At 51.6% G+C, this 16,534-nt stretch carries 14 protein-coding genes and 2 tRNA genes; 7 read left to right on the forward strand and 9 right to left on the reverse strand.

Features of this window, described 5'->3' with window-relative positions; genetic code table 11:
- Window positions 1-17 precede the first annotated feature (17 nt).
- Both HV352_RS06790 and HV352_RS06795 read right to left on the reverse strand, forming a co-directional pair.
- Window positions 18-410, reverse strand: coding sequence for a YfeC-like transcriptional regulator (locus HV352_RS06790; RefSeq protein ID WP_016153914.1), 393 nt, complete (start codon window positions 408-410; stop codon window positions 18-20).
- 1 nt (window position 411) lies between these two features.
- Entirely contained in the window at window positions 412-774 is a 363-nt protein-coding gene (locus HV352_RS06795; protein ID WP_016153913.1) for a YfeC-like transcriptional regulator, read from the reverse strand.
- 221 nt (window positions 775-995) lie between these two features.
- On the opposite strand from HV352_RS06795, the gene HV352_RS06800 reads away from it, so the two are divergent.
- Both HV352_RS06800 and HV352_RS06805 read left to right on the forward strand, forming a co-directional pair.
- A tRNA-Ala gene (locus HV352_RS06800) sits at window positions 996-1,071 on the forward strand.
- A 42-nt stretch (window positions 1,072-1,113) separates the two neighbouring features.
- Window positions 1,114-1,189: transfer RNA gene (locus HV352_RS06805), tRNA-Ala, on the forward strand.
- 153 nt (window positions 1,190-1,342) lie between these two features.
- On the opposite strand, the gene nupC is transcribed toward HV352_RS06805, so the two are convergent.
- Entirely contained in the window at window positions 1,343-2,545 is a 1,203-nt protein-coding gene (nupC, locus tag HV352_RS06810; RefSeq protein WP_016157084.1) for a nucleoside permease NupC, read from the reverse strand.
- A gap of 344 nt (window positions 2,546-2,889) precedes the next feature.
- Here nupC and HV352_RS06815 point away from each other — a divergent pair, with 344 nt between their 5' ends.
- Window positions 2,890-4,128, forward strand: a complete 1,239-nt coding sequence (locus HV352_RS06815) for an Nramp family divalent metal transporter (RefSeq protein ID WP_016153911.1) — start codon at window positions 2,890-2,892, stop codon at window positions 4,126-4,128.
- A gap of 83 nt (window positions 4,129-4,211) precedes the next feature.
- Complete coding sequence (locus HV352_RS06820) at window positions 4,212-5,759, forward strand: hypothetical protein (RefSeq protein WP_137397036.1); 1,548 nt, start codon at window positions 4,212-4,214, stop codon at window positions 5,757-5,759.
- Here HV352_RS06820 and HV352_RS06825 read toward each other — a convergent pair.
- The 5 genes from HV352_RS06825 to mgrA all read right to left on the reverse strand — a co-directional run bounded on the left by HV352_RS06825 (window position 5,752) and on the right by mgrA (window position 11,743).
- Window positions 5,752-6,963, reverse strand: a complete 1,212-nt coding sequence (locus HV352_RS06825; RefSeq protein ID WP_103284091.1) for an amidohydrolase family protein — start codon at window positions 6,961-6,963, stop codon at window positions 5,752-5,754. The genes HV352_RS06820 and HV352_RS06825 overlap by 8 nt on opposite strands.
- Window positions 6,956-8,308, reverse strand: coding sequence for an adenylosuccinate lyase family protein (locus HV352_RS06830; RefSeq protein ID WP_019077338.1), 1,353 nt, complete (start codon window positions 8,306-8,308; stop codon window positions 6,956-6,958). The genes HV352_RS06825 and HV352_RS06830 overlap by 8 nt, the downstream gene beginning before the upstream one ends.
- A 16-nt stretch (window positions 8,309-8,324) precedes the next feature.
- On the reverse strand, window positions 8,325-9,884 hold the full coding sequence (locus HV352_RS06835) for a PTS transporter subunit EIIC (protein WP_019077337.1): 1,560 nt from the start codon (window positions 9,882-9,884) through the stop codon (window positions 8,325-8,327).
- Window positions 9,885-10,286: 402 nt separating this feature from the next.
- A complete protein-coding gene (gene ypeC / locus HV352_RS06840; protein WP_104651186.1) occupies window positions 10,287-10,616 on the reverse strand; it encodes a DUF2502 domain-containing protein YpeC in 330 nt (109 codons plus the stop codon).
- 128 nt (window positions 10,617-10,744) lie between these two features.
- A complete protein-coding gene (gene mgrA, locus HV352_RS06845) occupies window positions 10,745-11,743 on the reverse strand; it encodes an L-glyceraldehyde 3-phosphate reductase (protein WP_016153905.1) in 999 nt (332 codons plus the stop codon).
- A gap of 182 nt (window positions 11,744-11,925) precedes the next feature.
- On the opposite strand from mgrA, the gene HV352_RS06850 reads away from it, so the two are divergent.
- Window positions 11,926-13,578 (forward strand): thiamine pyrophosphate-binding protein, encoded by a 1,653-nt coding sequence (locus HV352_RS06850; protein ID WP_181635299.1) that lies wholly within the window; start codon window positions 11,926-11,928, stop codon window positions 13,576-13,578.
- Here HV352_RS06850 and HV352_RS06855 read toward each other — a convergent pair whose 3' ends face one another.
- Window positions 13,579-14,814 carry an ion channel protein gene (locus HV352_RS06855; RefSeq protein ID WP_053389666.1) on the reverse strand — a complete coding sequence of 412 codons (1,236 nt, stop codon included), beginning with the start codon at window positions 14,812-14,814 and terminating at the stop codon, window positions 13,579-13,581. It lies immediately after the preceding gene.
- A gap of 204 nt (window positions 14,815-15,018) precedes the next feature.
- Here HV352_RS06855 and glk point away from each other — a divergent pair, with 204 nt between their 5' ends.
- Window positions 15,019-15,984, forward strand: a complete 966-nt coding sequence (gene glk, locus HV352_RS06860) for a glucokinase (RefSeq protein WP_016153902.1) — start codon at window positions 15,019-15,021, stop codon at window positions 15,982-15,984.
- 221 nt (window positions 15,985-16,205) lie between these two features.
- On the forward strand, window positions 16,206-16,532 hold the full coding sequence (locus HV352_RS06865; protein WP_003028254.1) for a fructose PTS transporter subunit IIB: 327 nt from the start codon (window positions 16,206-16,208) through the stop codon (window positions 16,530-16,532).
- Window positions 16,533-16,534 lie beyond the last annotated feature (2 nt).

The following is a 16,534-nucleotide window of genomic DNA, read 5'->3' on the forward strand; positions in this document are numbered from 1 at the left end:
TGCCGTTTTTTTGCCTGTTATTCAGACTCATCAATACCCAAACGAGTAAGAAAAGTGCGAATACCTTCGCGCGAAATATACATCGCCAGCTTTTCTTGTTCCGTTGGGGACATGTTGTCCAGTGCGCTAATTATCTGGCGACAAGCGTGGCTGCGTACTACATGGGTGTATTCTGCCAGCGGTTCTTCAGCCTGATAAACTTCAGGGACTTTGCGAAAAGCGGGAATATTGAGCAGAAACGCGCGGACGCTGGAGTCAATATGAATCAGTCTTGCACGACCACCTTTAACGCCGGGAAACTTTTCGGTAGTCCAGTTTTGTTCTCTGATCCAACGATTGACGGTTTGTTTGGCAACCCCGAGACATTCCGCCAGCTCTTCGGTCGTCATTTTGCTGCGTAATTTTTTCATATTATTTGTTTTCGCGGATCCCTAAACGCTGTAATAAACCCGTAATGCCTTCACGCAGGATCAGTGAGGTAAACATTTTCTGTTCTGTCGGCGTCATTTCTTTGGCGAGCCTAATCAGCAGTGCTTCAACAGAGGTATCGCCGGATAACGATAAGTTATCTGATAAACCTTCGGCTGAACGCTCAGCGCTGCGAATGTATTCACGAACTTGTTCGGTGACGTGAACCAGCCGGGCTTTACCGCCCTGAACGCCTGGTTTTGGTGATGTCGCCCAACCTTCTTTGCGCACCCATTTATTGATGGTCTGTCGGCTGTATCCGGTCAGATTAGCAAGTTCTTCTGGCGTCATCCGTTCCTTGAACATAACGATTCCCTGAATAGTCGTGGGGTTAATTAGTGGTTCATTTTATAGCACCATTTTAGTAGAAACCGTGACGCGTTTAACTACTGAATGCGAGTTGTTACGCAATGTTCTTCATTTGACTGCTTTTTCAGCGATTGAATTCTATGAGTTAATTTTGCCGTTGACACACGCGAAGGGAATTCATATGATGCCGCCCGTCAACTCGACAAGCTTTACGTAATGGGGCTATAGCTCAGCTGGGAGAGCGCTTGCATGGCATGCAAGAGGTCAGCGGTTCGATCCCGCTTAGCTCCACCAAATTTAATCCCAATGAATTTGGTACGTACGTAAAAGCATCGTGGGGCTATAGCTCAGCTGGGAGAGCGCTTGCATGGCATGCAAGAGGTCAGCGGTTCGATCCCGCTTAGCTCCACCAAAATTTAAACCCTCGCTGAAAAGCGGGGGTTTTTTGTTTCTGCATCCTGCCAGTTCTTACTCTTTATCTCTTTGGTTTGCTGAATCGCAGGCATAAAAAAACCGGGGAGAATATGAATCTCCCCGGTCTTATCACTGCGATGTTGTCTTACGCTTACAGCACCAGTGCGGCGATAGATGCAGACAGTACGCTCACCAGCGTAGAGCCGTACACCAGCTTCAGACCAAAGCGAGAAACCACGTTACCTTGCTCTTCGTTCAGGCCTTTAATCGCACCGGCGATAATACCGATGGAAGAGAAGTTAGCGAAGGAAACCAGGAACACGGACAGGATGCCTTCTGCGCGCGGGGAGAGCGTAGCGGCGATTTTCTGCAGATCCATCATCGCAACGAATTCGTTGGAAACCAGTTTAGTTGCCATGATACTGCCCACCTGCAGCGCTTCGCTGGACGGCACACCCATTACCCATGCAACCGGGTAGAAGATGTAACCCAGGATGCCCTGGAAAGAGATGCTGTAGCCAAACCAACCGGTCACGGTGGCGAACAGGGCGTTCAGGGCAGCGATCAGTGCGATGAAACCAATCAGCATCGCCGCAACGATAATTGCCACTTTGAAACCAGCCAGAATGTATTCACCCAGCATTTCGAAGAAACTCTGGCCTTCGTGCAGGTTAGACATCTGGATATTTTCTTCGCTGGCATCAACGCGGTAAGGGTTGATCAGCGACAGCACGATAAAGGTGCTGAACATGTTCAGAACCAGCGCCGCAACCACGTACTTCGGTTCCAGCATGGTCATGTACGCGCCGACGATAGACATGGAAACGGTCGACATCGCCGTTGCTGCCATGGTGTACATACGGTTGCGAGACATTTTGCCGAGAATATCTTTATAGGCGATAAAGTTCTCAGACTGACCCAGGATCAGAGAGCTGACGGCGTTGAAGGATTCCAGTTTGCCCATACCGTTTACTTTGGATAACAGGAAACCAATCGCGCGGATGATTACCGGCAGTACGCGGATATGCTGCAAAATACCGATCAGGGCGGAGATGAAGACGATCGGGCAAAGCACTTTCAGGAAGAAGAATGCCAGGCCTTTATCGTTCATGCTACCAAAGACAAAGTTTGTCCCTTCATTAGCAAACCCGAGCAGTTTCTCAAACATCTCGGAGAAGCCTCTCACGAAGCCCAGACCGACATCAGAGTTCAGGAAGAACCATGCCAGTAACACTTCGATAACAAGCAATTGAACAACATAACGAATGCGGATTTTTTTACGGTCACTGCTTACCAGCAGTGCGAGTACCGCAACCACGGCAAGGGCCAGGACAAAATGAAGAACGCGGTCCATATTTGCTCCAAATATGAGGCAGGTTTAGTTTTCGTGCACATTCTATGTAACAACCATAAAGAAAACGAGATCAAACACACACTATAATAAGGACCTGTGACGAGATTCAAAATTAGTGATCGGTGATACACTTCCGTTATGTTTAGTATGGAAGTGAAAAGTTATGTCATTGTGCTATTCTCATAACAATAATTAAACATCTCGCCGGTATTTCCAGAATCCTTATCGATCCATAGACAAACGCTATCAGAGAAATCAACGTCACCCATTAAAATGAATTTGATAATCATTCTCAGTAGGCGTAGCTTGAAACATAGCAAAGGCTATGTTTCTGAGGCACTAAAATGACTAACGATCGCGTTGAGAGTAGCAGTGGGCGGGCAGCGCGCAAGTTGAAGCTCGCATTAATGGGACCTGCGTTCATCGCGGCGATCGGCTATATCGATCCGGGTAACTTCGCCACCAATATCCAGGCAGGGGCCAGCTTTGGTTATCAATTGCTGTGGGTGGTGGTCTGGGCAAACCTGATGGCGATGCTGATTCAGGTGCTGTCGGCAAAACTCGGCATTGCTACGGGTAAAAACCTGGCGGAGCAAATTCGCGATCATTATCCTCGCCCGGTGGTGTGGTTCTACTGGGTGCAGGCAGAAATTATCGCTATGGCAACAGACCTTGCTGAATTTATTGGCGCTGCGATTGGCTTCAAACTGATCCTCGGCGTCTCCTTATTGCAAGGGGCCGTACTCACCGGTATCGCGACGTTCTTAATTCTGATGCTGCAGCGTCGCGGTCAAAAACCGCTGGAAAAGGTGATTGGCGGCCTGCTGCTGTTTGTGGCCGCGGCTTACATTGTGGAGCTGGTTTTTTCCCAACCGAACTTCGCGCAGCTTAGTAAGGGAATGGTGATCCCAAGCCTGCCTAATTCCGAAGCGGTGTTCCTGGCCGCTGGGGTGCTCGGGGCGACTATCATGCCGCACGTCATTTATCTGCACTCTTCCTTAACTCAGCATTTGCACGGCGGAACACGCCAACAGCGCTATGCGGCCACTAAATGGGATGTGGCTATCGCCATGACGATTGCCGGATTTGTCAATCTGGCGATGATGGCGACGGCTGCCGCCGCATTTCATTTTAGCGGGCATACCGGTATTGCCGATCTCGATCAGGCGTATCTGACCCTTGAACCGTTGTTGAGTCACGCTGCAGCGACGGTGTTTGGTTTAAGCCTGGTGGCTGCGGGACTCTCTTCTACCGTGGTCGGCACGCTGGCGGGGCAGGTGGTGATGCAAGGGTTTATCCGTTTTCACATTCCGCTATGGGTACGCCGTACCGTCACCATGATGCCATCATTTATTGTGATTCTAATGGGATTGGATCCGACCCGTATTCTGGTGATGAGTCAGGTGTTGCTCAGTTTTGGTATCGCGCTGGCGCTGGTGCCGCTGCTGATCTTCACCAGCGACAGTAAGCTGATGGGGGATCTGGTCAATCGTCGTTGCGTTAAACAGATTGGCTGGGTCATTGTGATACTGGTCGTGGCGCTCAATCTCTGGCTACTGGCCGGCACGGCGATGGGGTTATAATCAACCGTGACTCGCGACGGGTCACGGTTTTAATTGAGCTTTTCCTCTATTATGTGCCCTGCATAATTAACTGGCAGGCGTTCATGAATCACTTTGATCTCTCTTTCCTGAAATATCTCCAGGACAACAGTCCGCTCCCCGTTGAAGAGGCCGTCGAGCGTTTCGGTAAAACGCTCTCCACGCTAAAACGGACAATGAAAGAGCTCAATGAACTTCTGCCAGAAAATGTCCAGCTACATCAGGATAATCAGTTTATTACCACCCGGATTGGCTACAGCGAATACCGACAGTTTTTAGCGCGCGTCCAGTTTAATCGCTATATCACTACGGCAGAAGAGAGGGTGAAGGATCTCTTTGTGGCGCTCTGTTTGCACGATGTGGTGAATAAAAATGATTATTACAAAAAATTTTATGTCAGTGCGGGAACGGTAAAAAATGATAATCCCGTCATGATGAGCCTGGTGCAGGAACGCGATCTGATTGTGCAAAGTATCCCGCGTAAGGGCTCCCGGCTTGCGGGGGATGAGTTCCAGCTGCGGCTGGCGGCGTGCATGACGATACTAAAAACGGTTGAAATTGGTGAGGATCACCGACTTATCGCCCACCAGGCCAATGAGCCGACAGGCCGTTCGATTGCCGAACAGTTTCTTCATGAGTGTGCTGCACAGATAAACCAGGCGGCAGACTATTACGAAGAGAAAATCAGTCCGGTCATCGCCCTGGGATATAACGGCAGAAAATACTTACTGGTCTATCTTAGCCTTGCCCTGCACCGTATCCGCAGGGGACACAGAATTACGGAGAGTTCGGCGGCTGAGTTTTTGACAACCTTTCCTTATGGCGTATTGCCTGATGCGGATGAAAATATCTGTCTGGATCTGCTGATTGCTTCACTGACGTTTACTCATCGCCCCTTCACATTATACGACGCCCGGCTGGTCTCTTACGTTAAGCGCACCTGTCACGCTTTAGCCGGATGTCTGGAGAACACCATTCACAATCAGCACGCCTGGTTTGCAGAGATTTATAATTTTATCTATGCCGCCATCATCCAGAATAAATTTCATCTCTGGTTCGATGATAAAAAGCTCCATGATGTCCAGCGACGCTATCCTGAGCTATGGGAACATGTCCAGTATGCGGTGAAAGAGATTGAACATCACTGGCAAACGACCTTTTCTGCTATTCATCTGGCAACCCTGGTGCTGATTATCAAAAAGTATGCGCTCAAAAATCGGGTTGTTGGCGATAAGAAAAAGCGGGTCATTATTGTGACGAACTCGTCAGAGAGTAAGGTCGGCTATTTTAAAGAGATGCTTTTCTCCCGCTTCCATATTGAAATCCCCGCCTGCATCAACATCAATGAGATTGCGCGGCTTCAGCAGCTCGAATTCGACCTGCTGATTACCTTTACAAACAAGATATCGAGTCATCTCCGCTACGCCGGGCTGGATTATGTCAAAGTGAATTTCTGGCTCACGCAGGACGATCTCCTGTTATTACGCGAAAATGGACTTCCCTCCGCGCGCAAAAAAATACCTGCTGAGGACTTTATTCAGCAGGTTCAGGGAATGAGCCAGGAGGCGTTAAAAATTTTTCTTGATACGCATTACAGTGATATTTTTATTTAGCCAGAGGTTGCGAAACGCCGCGACACCAGACGGCTTCCAGGTTTAACTCTGCACCCAACACGAGAATATCGGCATCTTTTCCTGACGTCAGGCTGCCTTTTCTCGCGTCAACACCCGCCAGGATTGCCGGATTAAGGCAGGCAATCTGCGCGGCTGAAACCCAGCCTTTTTCCAGCCTGTCGACCACATTTTTCACGGAGTCCAGAAAGCTCATCTCCAGTTTGCACACTTCGGACCACTCCGTGGGTGAAACCGTTCGGGTCTTTCCGCTGTGGTCGGTGATTTCAAGACAATGATTGTGAATGCGAAACGTCTCCTGGCGCAGGTAATGGTGGAATTCAGATCCTTCGGGAAAATCCACATATCCCAGACAATCGCTGACCATGACCAACCGGCGATCTTTTTTCAACCGATAGAGAATGTCGAACACTTCTGGTCGCAACGTAATCCCGCTCTGCTTTGCCACCTCGGCATACGTATTCTGATGGTACATCAGCGCCCCCACCACGCCAGGCTCCCGGTGATGCAGCCCGCGCATGGCGCTAAAGGCATGGGTAAAGTGGGTTAAACCGGCTTCAATGGCGAGGGTGGTTTCATCAAAGGTGGCGTCGGTATGACCGGCTGACACGGTGACGCCTGACTGGCGTAAATAGCGGATTAGCGCCAGGGCGCCCGGCAGTTCGGGTGCGAGCGTCATCAGACGGATATTTCCCCTCGCGGCGTGCTGATAGCGTTTGAACCCTTCGATATCGGGTGGTTGGATTGCGTCCTTGCTCTGCATTCCGCTGTATGCAGGGTTAATAAAGGGGCCTTCCATATGAATACCCACCGCTTCGGCACCATCTTCCGCTTTTGCGTCTGCAATCCAGTCCGCGGCGGTGGAAAGACTCTCCAGCAAGAACGTTTCCGGCTGGGTGGCTGATGTTGCAAGCCACGCGGTAACCCCGGCGTTAACCAGATCCCGGCTCATCGCCTGCAAAGAACGGCGTTCACCTCTCCAGGCAAACGACCCTCTCCCCCAGCCGTGAACGTGAATATCCACAAAACCGGGCATCAGGATGGCATGGCGATAATCGACGATTTTCCCTCGTGGCGTACTGTCGAGGCCAGAAATACGCCCGCTTTCAATATGCAGATAGCCGCTTTCGATTCCATTCGGGGTGACAATGCGTTCACTTGCCAGAGAAAGCAGGGGATCAGCCATTGTCTTTCTCCCATACGCGAGCGGCCGTTTCCTCGGCGATTTCTGCGCAAAGGCCGATGTAGTGAGCAGGATCCAGCAGCGTATTAATTTCTGAGTCGCTAAAGTGCTGGCGAATAAGAGGGTCATCACGCAGCACATCAGCGTAGGGGATGCCTTCATGCGTGCTGCGCATTGCCAGTTGGTAGACGCGTTCATGTGCGGCATCTTTGCCCAGCCTTTCCACCAGCTGCATCATGATTTTTTCGCTATTAATAAGACCATGCGTTAACTGCACATTCTGGCGCATACGCCCAGGATTGATGACCAGCGTTCGCGTCAACTCTTCGGCTCGCATCACAATCTCAGCCATTAGCTCCATACTCTCCTGGATATTACCGTCAAAGATAAAGTAAGCGGAGCTGTCTGCTTCGAAGGGACGTGGGCTGACATACAGGCAGGAGGTCATTACTGAGTACAATTTCTGCGCGTTAGCGATGATCCCCTTCGCCAGTTTAGGATTCACTTTTTGCGGCATGGTGCTGCTGCCAACGGTGCCTTTAGTGAAGGCTTCTGAAACTTCGGCAAACTCTTCGCTTGAGGTCTGATAAACCTCTTCGGCTATTTTGTGTAACGTCGTCGCCAGCAGGCACAAATTACTAATGTATTCAGTGCGGTAAATGCGCGAGTTGCGGGAGGGAATCGCCATTGAATGCATTCCCAGCTTTTGGGCAACGCTATCCTGAACCCGGCGGCCGGTTTCACCGGTTGCGTGGAAGGCGCCCACGGCTCCCCCCATCATCACGGTAAAGACGCGTTTTTCCGCTTCCTGCATGCGCTGCCGGGCGCTCAGTAACTCATCAATCCACACGGCGGCTTTATAGCCCCAGGTGATGGGCAGCGCGTGCTTACCGTGGGTACGTCCGGCCATAATCGTTGCTTTATGGTCAGATGCCATCTTTGCCAGGTTACGCAGAATATCGTCCACAAAACCCTGCATGATGGTATCGAACTGCTTTGCCAGATAAAGCTGTGCTGTTTGCTGAATATTCTGCGTGGTGACGCCGTAATGCACGTATTTTCCGCTTTCACTGTCACAGGCTTTGACCAGCACTTTGATGACCGGAACGAAGCCGTGACCAATCTCGCGCAGCAGGCGTTCCATTTCCGTCAGGTCAATCTTATCCACGTGGCAGTTAGCGGTAATATTGACTGCGGCGCTGGCGGGGATCATGCCGTGTCCGGCCTGTGCCTGAGCCAGGGCGGCTTCAACATCGAGCCATGACTGTACCCGCGCTGGCTGTGCGAGCAGAGATTTCATTCCTCGATCGTCGATCGTTTTGCTTTTTGAATCATACAGTGCACGCATTACTATCTCCTTGAATTTATTTCGCACCGACGAGGCGGTCGTCTACCGCGTTACGGACAAATTCTACGTGTGGGCCGAATACCACATGAACATGGTTGCTGGAGGGGATAAAGGTTCCCAGCGAGCCAGATTCTTTAAGAATGGCCATGTCCATTTTTTTCTGATCTTTCAAATCAATACGTAACCGTGAAACGCAGTTTTCAACGCGCTTGATATTGTCTGTCCCGCCCAGCCCCTGAATCACCAGTTCGGCGACTTTGTCGTACTCTTTATTGTTCAGTAAGGTGCTGTCAGCGATTTCACTCTCGCGGCCTGGGGTCTTAATATCAAATTTACCGATCGCGAAGCGGAAGACGAAATAGAAGACAACAAAGTTAATCACGCCGAGGATAATTAAATTAATCCATTGGGTGTGTTCATACATCAAACCGAAAATACCAAAATCAAAAATGGTGCCGCGAATATAGCCGATGGAGACTTCCAGTAATTGCAGTGGAATGGTCAATAAGCCACAGAGTACCGCATAGACAATAAAGAGTTTTGGCGCGATAAACAGGAAGGAGAACTCCAGCGGTTCGGTAATATTCCCCAGCATGGCGGTCAGCACCACGGTCAGGATCATCCCTTTGGCAAATTTCTTATTCTTGAAATAGGCCATGTGGTACATCGCCAGACCAATCGCCGGAACGCGGAACAGCGTCGTGAGCATTTGTGATGAGGCAAGATAGCTGGTGAGCGTCGGCATATACTCTTTCCAGGCCGGATGGGTGGGACCAAGCTCAAACAGGATTTTATTGATAGCGGGTAAAATACCGACATAGGTCTGCCCGTCAATCAGGTACGTACCGCCTGCCGCGGTGAAACGCACGGTGGAACTGAGGACGTGATGCAGGCCAAACGGGATTAGCAGGCGATTGAGCGTCATATAGATACCTGCACCAATGTTGGGTGCCATCATTATTGTTGATATGGCGCGCATACCCGCGGTAAACAGATCCCAGATAAAAGGAATGATCAAGCCGACGGGAATGGAAAAAGCAATGGCTAAGATCGCGACGGATTTTTTACCGCTGAAAAAGGCGAAAGCGAGAGGTAATTGCAGCCGGTAAAAACGGTCGGTTATTTTAGCTGCCAGCAGCCCGGCAATAATGCCGCCCAGCGCTTCGATTTTCAGCGTCTGAATACCTAATACCATTCCCTGTCCGACCAAAGCCATATCCTCTTTCGCCAGCGTACCCGCCAGCTTAAGATGCACATGCATGGCGATAAGCAGAGTCAGGTAAGCCACGACGGACGCAAATACAGCAATCCCTTTTTCTTTTTTAGACATACCGTAGGCGACACCCATCGCGAACAGTAAAGGAATATTATTAAAAACGACGCTGCTGATTAATCCCAGAGAAGAGAGAATTGCTCTGAAAATTTCATTGCCCAGAAAGGGGAGTTTATCAATCATATAGCTCTGCCCTAACGCAGCGCTAATTCCCATGACCATCCCCACAGGCGCCAGTACGGCGATCGGTAATAATAGCGATCGACCGAATGTCTGAATTTCATTCTTAAAATTAGCATTCATAAGTTAATCCTGACGTGAATTCTCTTGAGGATAAGATACGTTCAGGAGATTTTTGCTCAAGGGCAAATAGTGAAAAATAAAAAGCGCAGGATTTGACCATAAAAAAGCAGCCTGCAGGTTAATGCTGGTCACTTAAGGATTGATTAGCTGCAAAGGTATTTTTTATTAAAGCGAAACGGATTGAACTGAAAGTCAGCGTACTGAAGCGATCCGAAGGAAGACGACATAAGGCGAATGGATCACGAAGTGACGATTTTTCCTGCCGGAAGCCTGGGTGGCAAGGGAGACGGTGAGCCTCCCTTGCCCGTTATGGGAATGAGGGGTTCAGAGAAACAATGAACATACGGTGAACGGAACCCTTTGCCATTGTTAAAAATTCTCTGTTACCACAGGTTCCTTTTCTTAATGACGATGCCCGTGACCGCCGCGCCCACGACCGCGATGGTCGTCACGGTCATTCCAGCCTTCTCGGTAGCCGCGTTCATAAGCTTTGCGTTTATCCCAGCCACGATGGTAGCCGTTGTCATGACGCCACCAGCGATTTTTGCGCCACTCATAGTTATGGTGCCAGTAATCCCGGTCGCGCCAGCGGCCGCCATCCCAGTAGTTACCGTAATTATCGCGATCGCCAATTTGCAATTTTATTGATGGCAGCAGGGTGATTTCGCCAGCGTTCGCGGCCAGCGGTGTAAAAGCCAATAAGACTGCCGCCAGAATCAGTGACCTGAACATGTTTTCTCTCCTTCACGATCGAGCCGTAGCCGGCCTGTTAACGTAATATTACGGGGCAGTAAAGCCCCGTTTCATCGCCACAACTCTTAAATCGCAAGTGAGAGCACTTTTTGTTAATAAATGTGTCTTTATTTCAACCGACTCAGAATGGCATCAATCTCCGCGCACTCTTCAGGCGTAAAGTGACGGTTTGCCAGCATGCCGACGGCATCTTCAATTTGCGCCGGTTTACTGGCGCCAATCAGTACAGACGTAACTTTGTCTTCCCGAAGAACCCACGCGAGCGCCATCTGAGACAGCTTTTGTCCCCGTCGCTCTGCCAGTGCGTTCAGCGCTCGAACTTTTTCCAGTTTTTGTGGGGTGATCTGGTCCGGATTCAGAAAACGGCTGGTGCTTGCGGCGCGAGAATCCGCAGGAATACCGTTCAGATAGCGGTCGGTTAACTGCCCGCCAGCCAGCGGTGAGAAGGCGATACTACCGACGCCTTTTTCCTGTAAAAGCGACAGCAGGCTCTCTTCGACCCAACGCTCAAACATAGAATATTTGGGCTGATGAATAAGGCATGGCGTACCTAAATCGTCGAGTATTTCAATCGCTTGTCTGGCAAGTTCAGCCGGATAGTTAGAGAGGCCTACGTACAGCGCTTTGCCCTGACGGACGATATGATCCAGTGCGCGCATGGTTTCTCTGAGCGGTGTTTCAGGGTCGGGGCGATGGTGGTAGAAGATATCGACATACTCCAGCCCCAGACGCTTCAGGCTTTGATCGAGGCTGGCAATCAGGTATTTGCGTGAACCCCAGTCCCCGTAAGGGCCTTCCCACATGGTGTAACCCGCTTTGGTGGAGATGATCAGCTCATCTCGCCACGGTAAAAAATCTTCCTGCAGGATGCGACCAAAATTTCGCTCCGCTGAACCCGGCGGTGGACCATAGTTATTCGCCAGATCAAAATGGGTGATCCCCAGATCGAATGCACGCTGTAACAGCGCCCGACTGTTCTCGACCTGCGTGGTATCACCAAAATTGTGCCACAACCCCAGTGATACAATCGGGAGCTTGAGGCCGCTCTGACCGCAGCGGCGGTACTCCATTGTCTGATAACGATTTTCAGCAGCCTGATAAGCCATATAGCCTCCTGTCAGATAAGGTGTGACTTTGAGTGTATACGTTTACACAAGGCCAGCTGCAATTAAATTTAGGGATGAAAACTGTACATCTTGCTTTCCACCCCCTTCACAGCGACTTTCCTGGACAGTCATCACAGTTCTTCGATACTCAACATGAGGTTACCGTCAGAAGGAAAGCTGTCATGCAAACCCCGTATTCCGTTGCTGATTATCTGCTGGACAGGCTGGCAGGCTGTGGTGTTGGCCATCTCTTTGGTGTGCCTGGCGATTATAATTTGCAGTTTCTTGACCACGTGATTGAACATCCCAGCGTACGTTGGGTCGGGTGTGCGAACGAGTTGAATGCGGCTTATGCTGCGGATGGCTATGCCCGGGTATCCGGGGTGGGGGCGCTGCTCACCACGTTTGGCGTGGGTGATTTAAGCGCGATTAACGGTATCGCGGGAAGCTATGCGGAATATGTTCCTGTTTTGCATATTGTTGGCGCGCCCTGTCGTGGTGCCCAACGTCGCGGGGAGTTGATGCATCACACCCTTGGGGACGGTGATTTTCAGCATTTTTATCGTATGCAGCAGGCGGTGACGACGGCCAGCGCAGTGCTGGATGAACAAAACGCCTGTTATGAAATTGACCGCGTGCTGCGAACAATGCTCATCGAACGCAGACCGGGCTATCTGATGTTACCTGCTGATGTGGCAAAACAGCGCACCACGCCGCCGAATGACATCCTGATTGTTCCTCTGAGCGAGCCAGAAAGCAGCGTGGCAGAAGCGTTTCGCTACCATGCCCGCGAGCGGTTACTGGACAGCCCGCGCGTAGCGCTTCTGGCAGACGTTCTCGCGCAGCGCTTTGGCCTGCAGCCGGTATTGCAACGCTGGATGGCGGAAACGCCGATGGCCCACGCCACGTTGTTGATGGGCAAAGGGCTATTCGATGAGCGTCATCCGGCGTTTGTCGGCACCTACAGCGCTGGAGCCAGCAGCGACTATGTACGTCAGGCGATAGAAGATGCCGACACGATAGTATGTGTTGGCACACAATTTGTTGACACTTTGACCGCCGGGTTTACGCAACAGTTACCACAGGAGCGCACGATTGAGGTGCAGCCACATGCCTCACGGATTGGAAACCGTTGGTTTAACGTCCCGATGGAGCAGGCGGTAACCACCTTGCGGGAGCTGTGTCTGGAGATGTCCTTTTCACTGCCGCCAGAACGCCCGCCAGTTAGGCGTATTCAGGTTGAGAAGGGACCTCTGACGCAGGAAAATTTCTGGCATACGGTGCAGCAGTATCTGGCGCCCAATGACATTATCCTCGTCGACCAGGGGACCGCTGCATTTGGCGCGGCTGCGCTCACGCTACCCGGTGGAGCGGAGGTGCTGGTTCAGCCGCTGTGGGGGTCTATCGGCTACGCGCTCCCGGCTGCATTTGGCGCGCAAACCGCCTGCCCGGACCGCCGGGTGATCCTGATTATTGGCGATGGTGCGGCGCAGCTCACCATTCAGGAACTGGGCTCTATGCTCAGAGACGGGCAATCTCCCGTTATTTTGCTGCTAAATAATGACGGCTATACCGTGGAGCGGGCTATACATGGGGCAAATCAGCGCTATAACGATATCGCCGCCTGGAACTGGACGCAGGTGCCGCAGGCGTTTCGTCGTGAATGTCAGGCGGAGTGCTGGCGTGTGGAGCAGGCGGTACAACTGGAAGAAGTGCTGGCCAGTTTGTCCCATCCGCAACGATTGTCGTTAATTGAGGTGGTACTACCGAAAGCCGATCTTCCTGAGCTATTGCGCACGGTGACCCGTGCGCTGGAAACGCGTAACGGAGGCTAACTACTTATCGGTACGCTCGGCGATCATCATCGGTTTGCCCGCCAGCAGCAGCCAGGCGGGCAGCATGACGATGCACAGCAGCGGCAGCAGGGTGGAATCTGGCACCACCACTGCTGCCATAAACAGGCTCAGCCAGGCGTCACGGGTGACGACCAGCACCAGTCCAAGAATCGCGCAGGAGACGGTAATGGCCGCTGGCACCGCTTCAACGTGGGCGTGCAGCATCAGGCCAAGCGCGACCCCAACGAATACTGCCGGGAAAATTCGCCCGCCGCGAAAACCACTCGCAGCTGCAACCACTAATGCCGCCAATTTGATCACGGCGAGCATGAAATAATCCGATGCTCCCAGCGTCTGGCTAAATGCCATTTGCTGCATTTCGTCCAGTCCTTTAAACAAGGTAAGCGGTCCGCCGATAACGCCTAAAATGCCGAGGATTAAGCCGCCAGCCCCAAGAATCAGGACCGGGTGTTTCAATCGATGCATTAAATGGTGTAAACGCGGCAGACACCAGACAGCCACCATCCCGGCGGCAATGGCGATGGCGGCAACGACCGCACCGCTGAGGATATCGATCACGTGCATCTGCGTGTAGTGCGCGATGGGCAGTGAAAAATGGGGGTGAAAAAACAGACTGGTGGTCAGCGAGCCCGCGGCGGCGGCCATTAACGGTGCAAACAGGCGATCCCACAAAGGAACATTGTCCGAGCTATTCAGCGTTTGTGAAAAGACCAGCGCGGCGGCAACGGGGGTGCCAAATAGCGCGCCGATTGTGCCGGCAGAGGCGAGGATGGTCCAGTCCAGCTTAGCAATGCGGGGAAACATGCGGCTGCCGAGCGCCACAGCCAGTGCGATATTCACGGTCATGATCGGGTGTTCCGGACCCAAACTGACGCCACCCGCCAGGCCGAGGATGAGCGCTGCCAGCAAGCCCGGAATTGCTGAGGTGGGGACCGGCATTCCAATTAACGGCTCACAGGCAGGATCCGGTCCCGCGTGACCCTGGCTGTAGCGAATAACTAACCCGACCATGATCCCCGTGAGCGTCAGCATGCCGATAATCCACAGCGGAGAGTCCTGGGCAATACCGATGCTAACGGGCAGGCGTTCCCACAAAAATTGCTGTAAAACGGACGCCACTTTCATCACAACGATCAACACCAGGCTGGAGGCAATACCAATAATTAGCGCAGGAGTTGATAGCAAGAGCATCGTTCTGGCTCGTGGATGAAGCATATTCTATTCCTTAAAACAGAGTCATAGACATAGTTTGCATAGCCTGCGCAACCGCATCGCTGCAAATGGTGCTGAAACGATAAAGTAATTATGTGATCTGGATCGATTTTCCACGGGCATCAGCCTTCAGGGCGTTGTTGTTATGCCCCCATGAATTTACAGTGTGGCAAAGATTTATTCTGACTTTAGCGGAGCAGTGGAAGAATGACAAAATATGCTTTAGTAGGTGATGTTGGCGGCACCAACGCGCGTCTTGCTCTGTGCGACATTGCCAGCGGCGAGATTTCGCAGGCAAAAACCTATTCCGGGCTGGATTACCCAAGCCTCGAGGCGGTAGTACGCGTATACCTGGATGAGCATAGCGTCAGCGTTGAGGATGGTTGTATTGCCATTGCCTGTCCGATAACCGGTGACTGGGTGGCAATGACCAACCATACCTGGGCATTCTCTATTGCTGAGATGAAAAAAAATCTGGGCTTCAGCCATCTGGAAATCATCAATGATTTCACCGCCGTGTCGATGGCGATCCCGATGCTGAAGAAAGAGCACTTGATCCAGTTTGGCGGTGCGGAACCTGTTGAAGGTAAACCGATTGCTGTCTATGGCGCAGGTACCGGACTCGGCGTGGCGCATTTGGTGCATGTAGATAAACGCTGGGTGAGCTTGCCTGGTGAAGGCGGTCACGTGGATTTTGCGCCTAACAGCGAAGAAGAAGGGATTATCCTTGAGGTCCTGCGTGCGGAAATTGGTCACGTTTCCGCAGAGCGCGTACTGTCAGGTCCGGGGCTGGTTAATCTGTATCGCGCCATCGTCAAATCAGACGGGCGCCTGCCGGAAAATCTGCAGCCGAAGGATATCACCGGGCGTGCGCTGGCTGATTCCTGTATCGACTGTCGTCGCGCGCTGTCGCTGTTCTGCGTCATCATGGGGCGTTTTGGCGGCGATCTGGCGTTAACGCTGGGCACGTTTGGCGGTGTGTACATCGCTGGCGGCATCGTACCGCGCTTCCTCGACTTCTTTAAAGCTTCGGGTTTCCGTGGTGGTTTTGAAGATAAGGGGCGTTTTAAAGCCTACGTACAGGATATTCCGGTATATCTGATCGTGCATGATAACCCGGGCCTGCTTGGTTCCGGTGCGCATCTGCGCCAGACGCTGGGCCATATTTTGTAAGACCAACGCCGGACGGTGCACAGCGCTTATCCGGCTTACATATATCCCGCAAAACCGCGTTTATTACGCGGTTTTTTTATGCCTGCCGCCCGCCTTTCCGACCTTCGTCACATTTCCGAATGGCGGGATTATTTGTCCAGTAAAAGCATTATTTGTCTGATAACGGTCGTTACTTTCCCCAGACCATAATTTCACTCGTTAACTATTACGAGGAAATGATTATGAGCAAAAAACTGATTGCCGTTTGCGCGTGCCCAATGGGGCTGGCCCATACCTTTATGGCGGCTCAGGCGCTGGAAGAAGCCGCGGTTGAAGCGGGTTATGAAGTGAAAATTGAAACCCAGGGTGCGGACGGAATTCAAAATCGCCTGACGGCGCAGGATATCGCAGAGGCAACGTTGATCATCCATTCTGTTGCCGTTACTCCGGAAGATAACGAGCGTTTTGAGTCGCGTGACGTCTACGAAATTACGTTACAGGACGCGATAAAAAATGCAGCCGGCATCATCAAAGAGATCGAAGAGATGGTTGCCGCTGAACAACAATAATC

Source organism: Citrobacter sp. RHBSTW-01044 (genome assembly GCF_013781945.1).
GTDB classification, from domain to species: Bacteria; Pseudomonadota; Gammaproteobacteria; order Enterobacterales; family Enterobacteriaceae; genus Citrobacter; species Citrobacter braakii.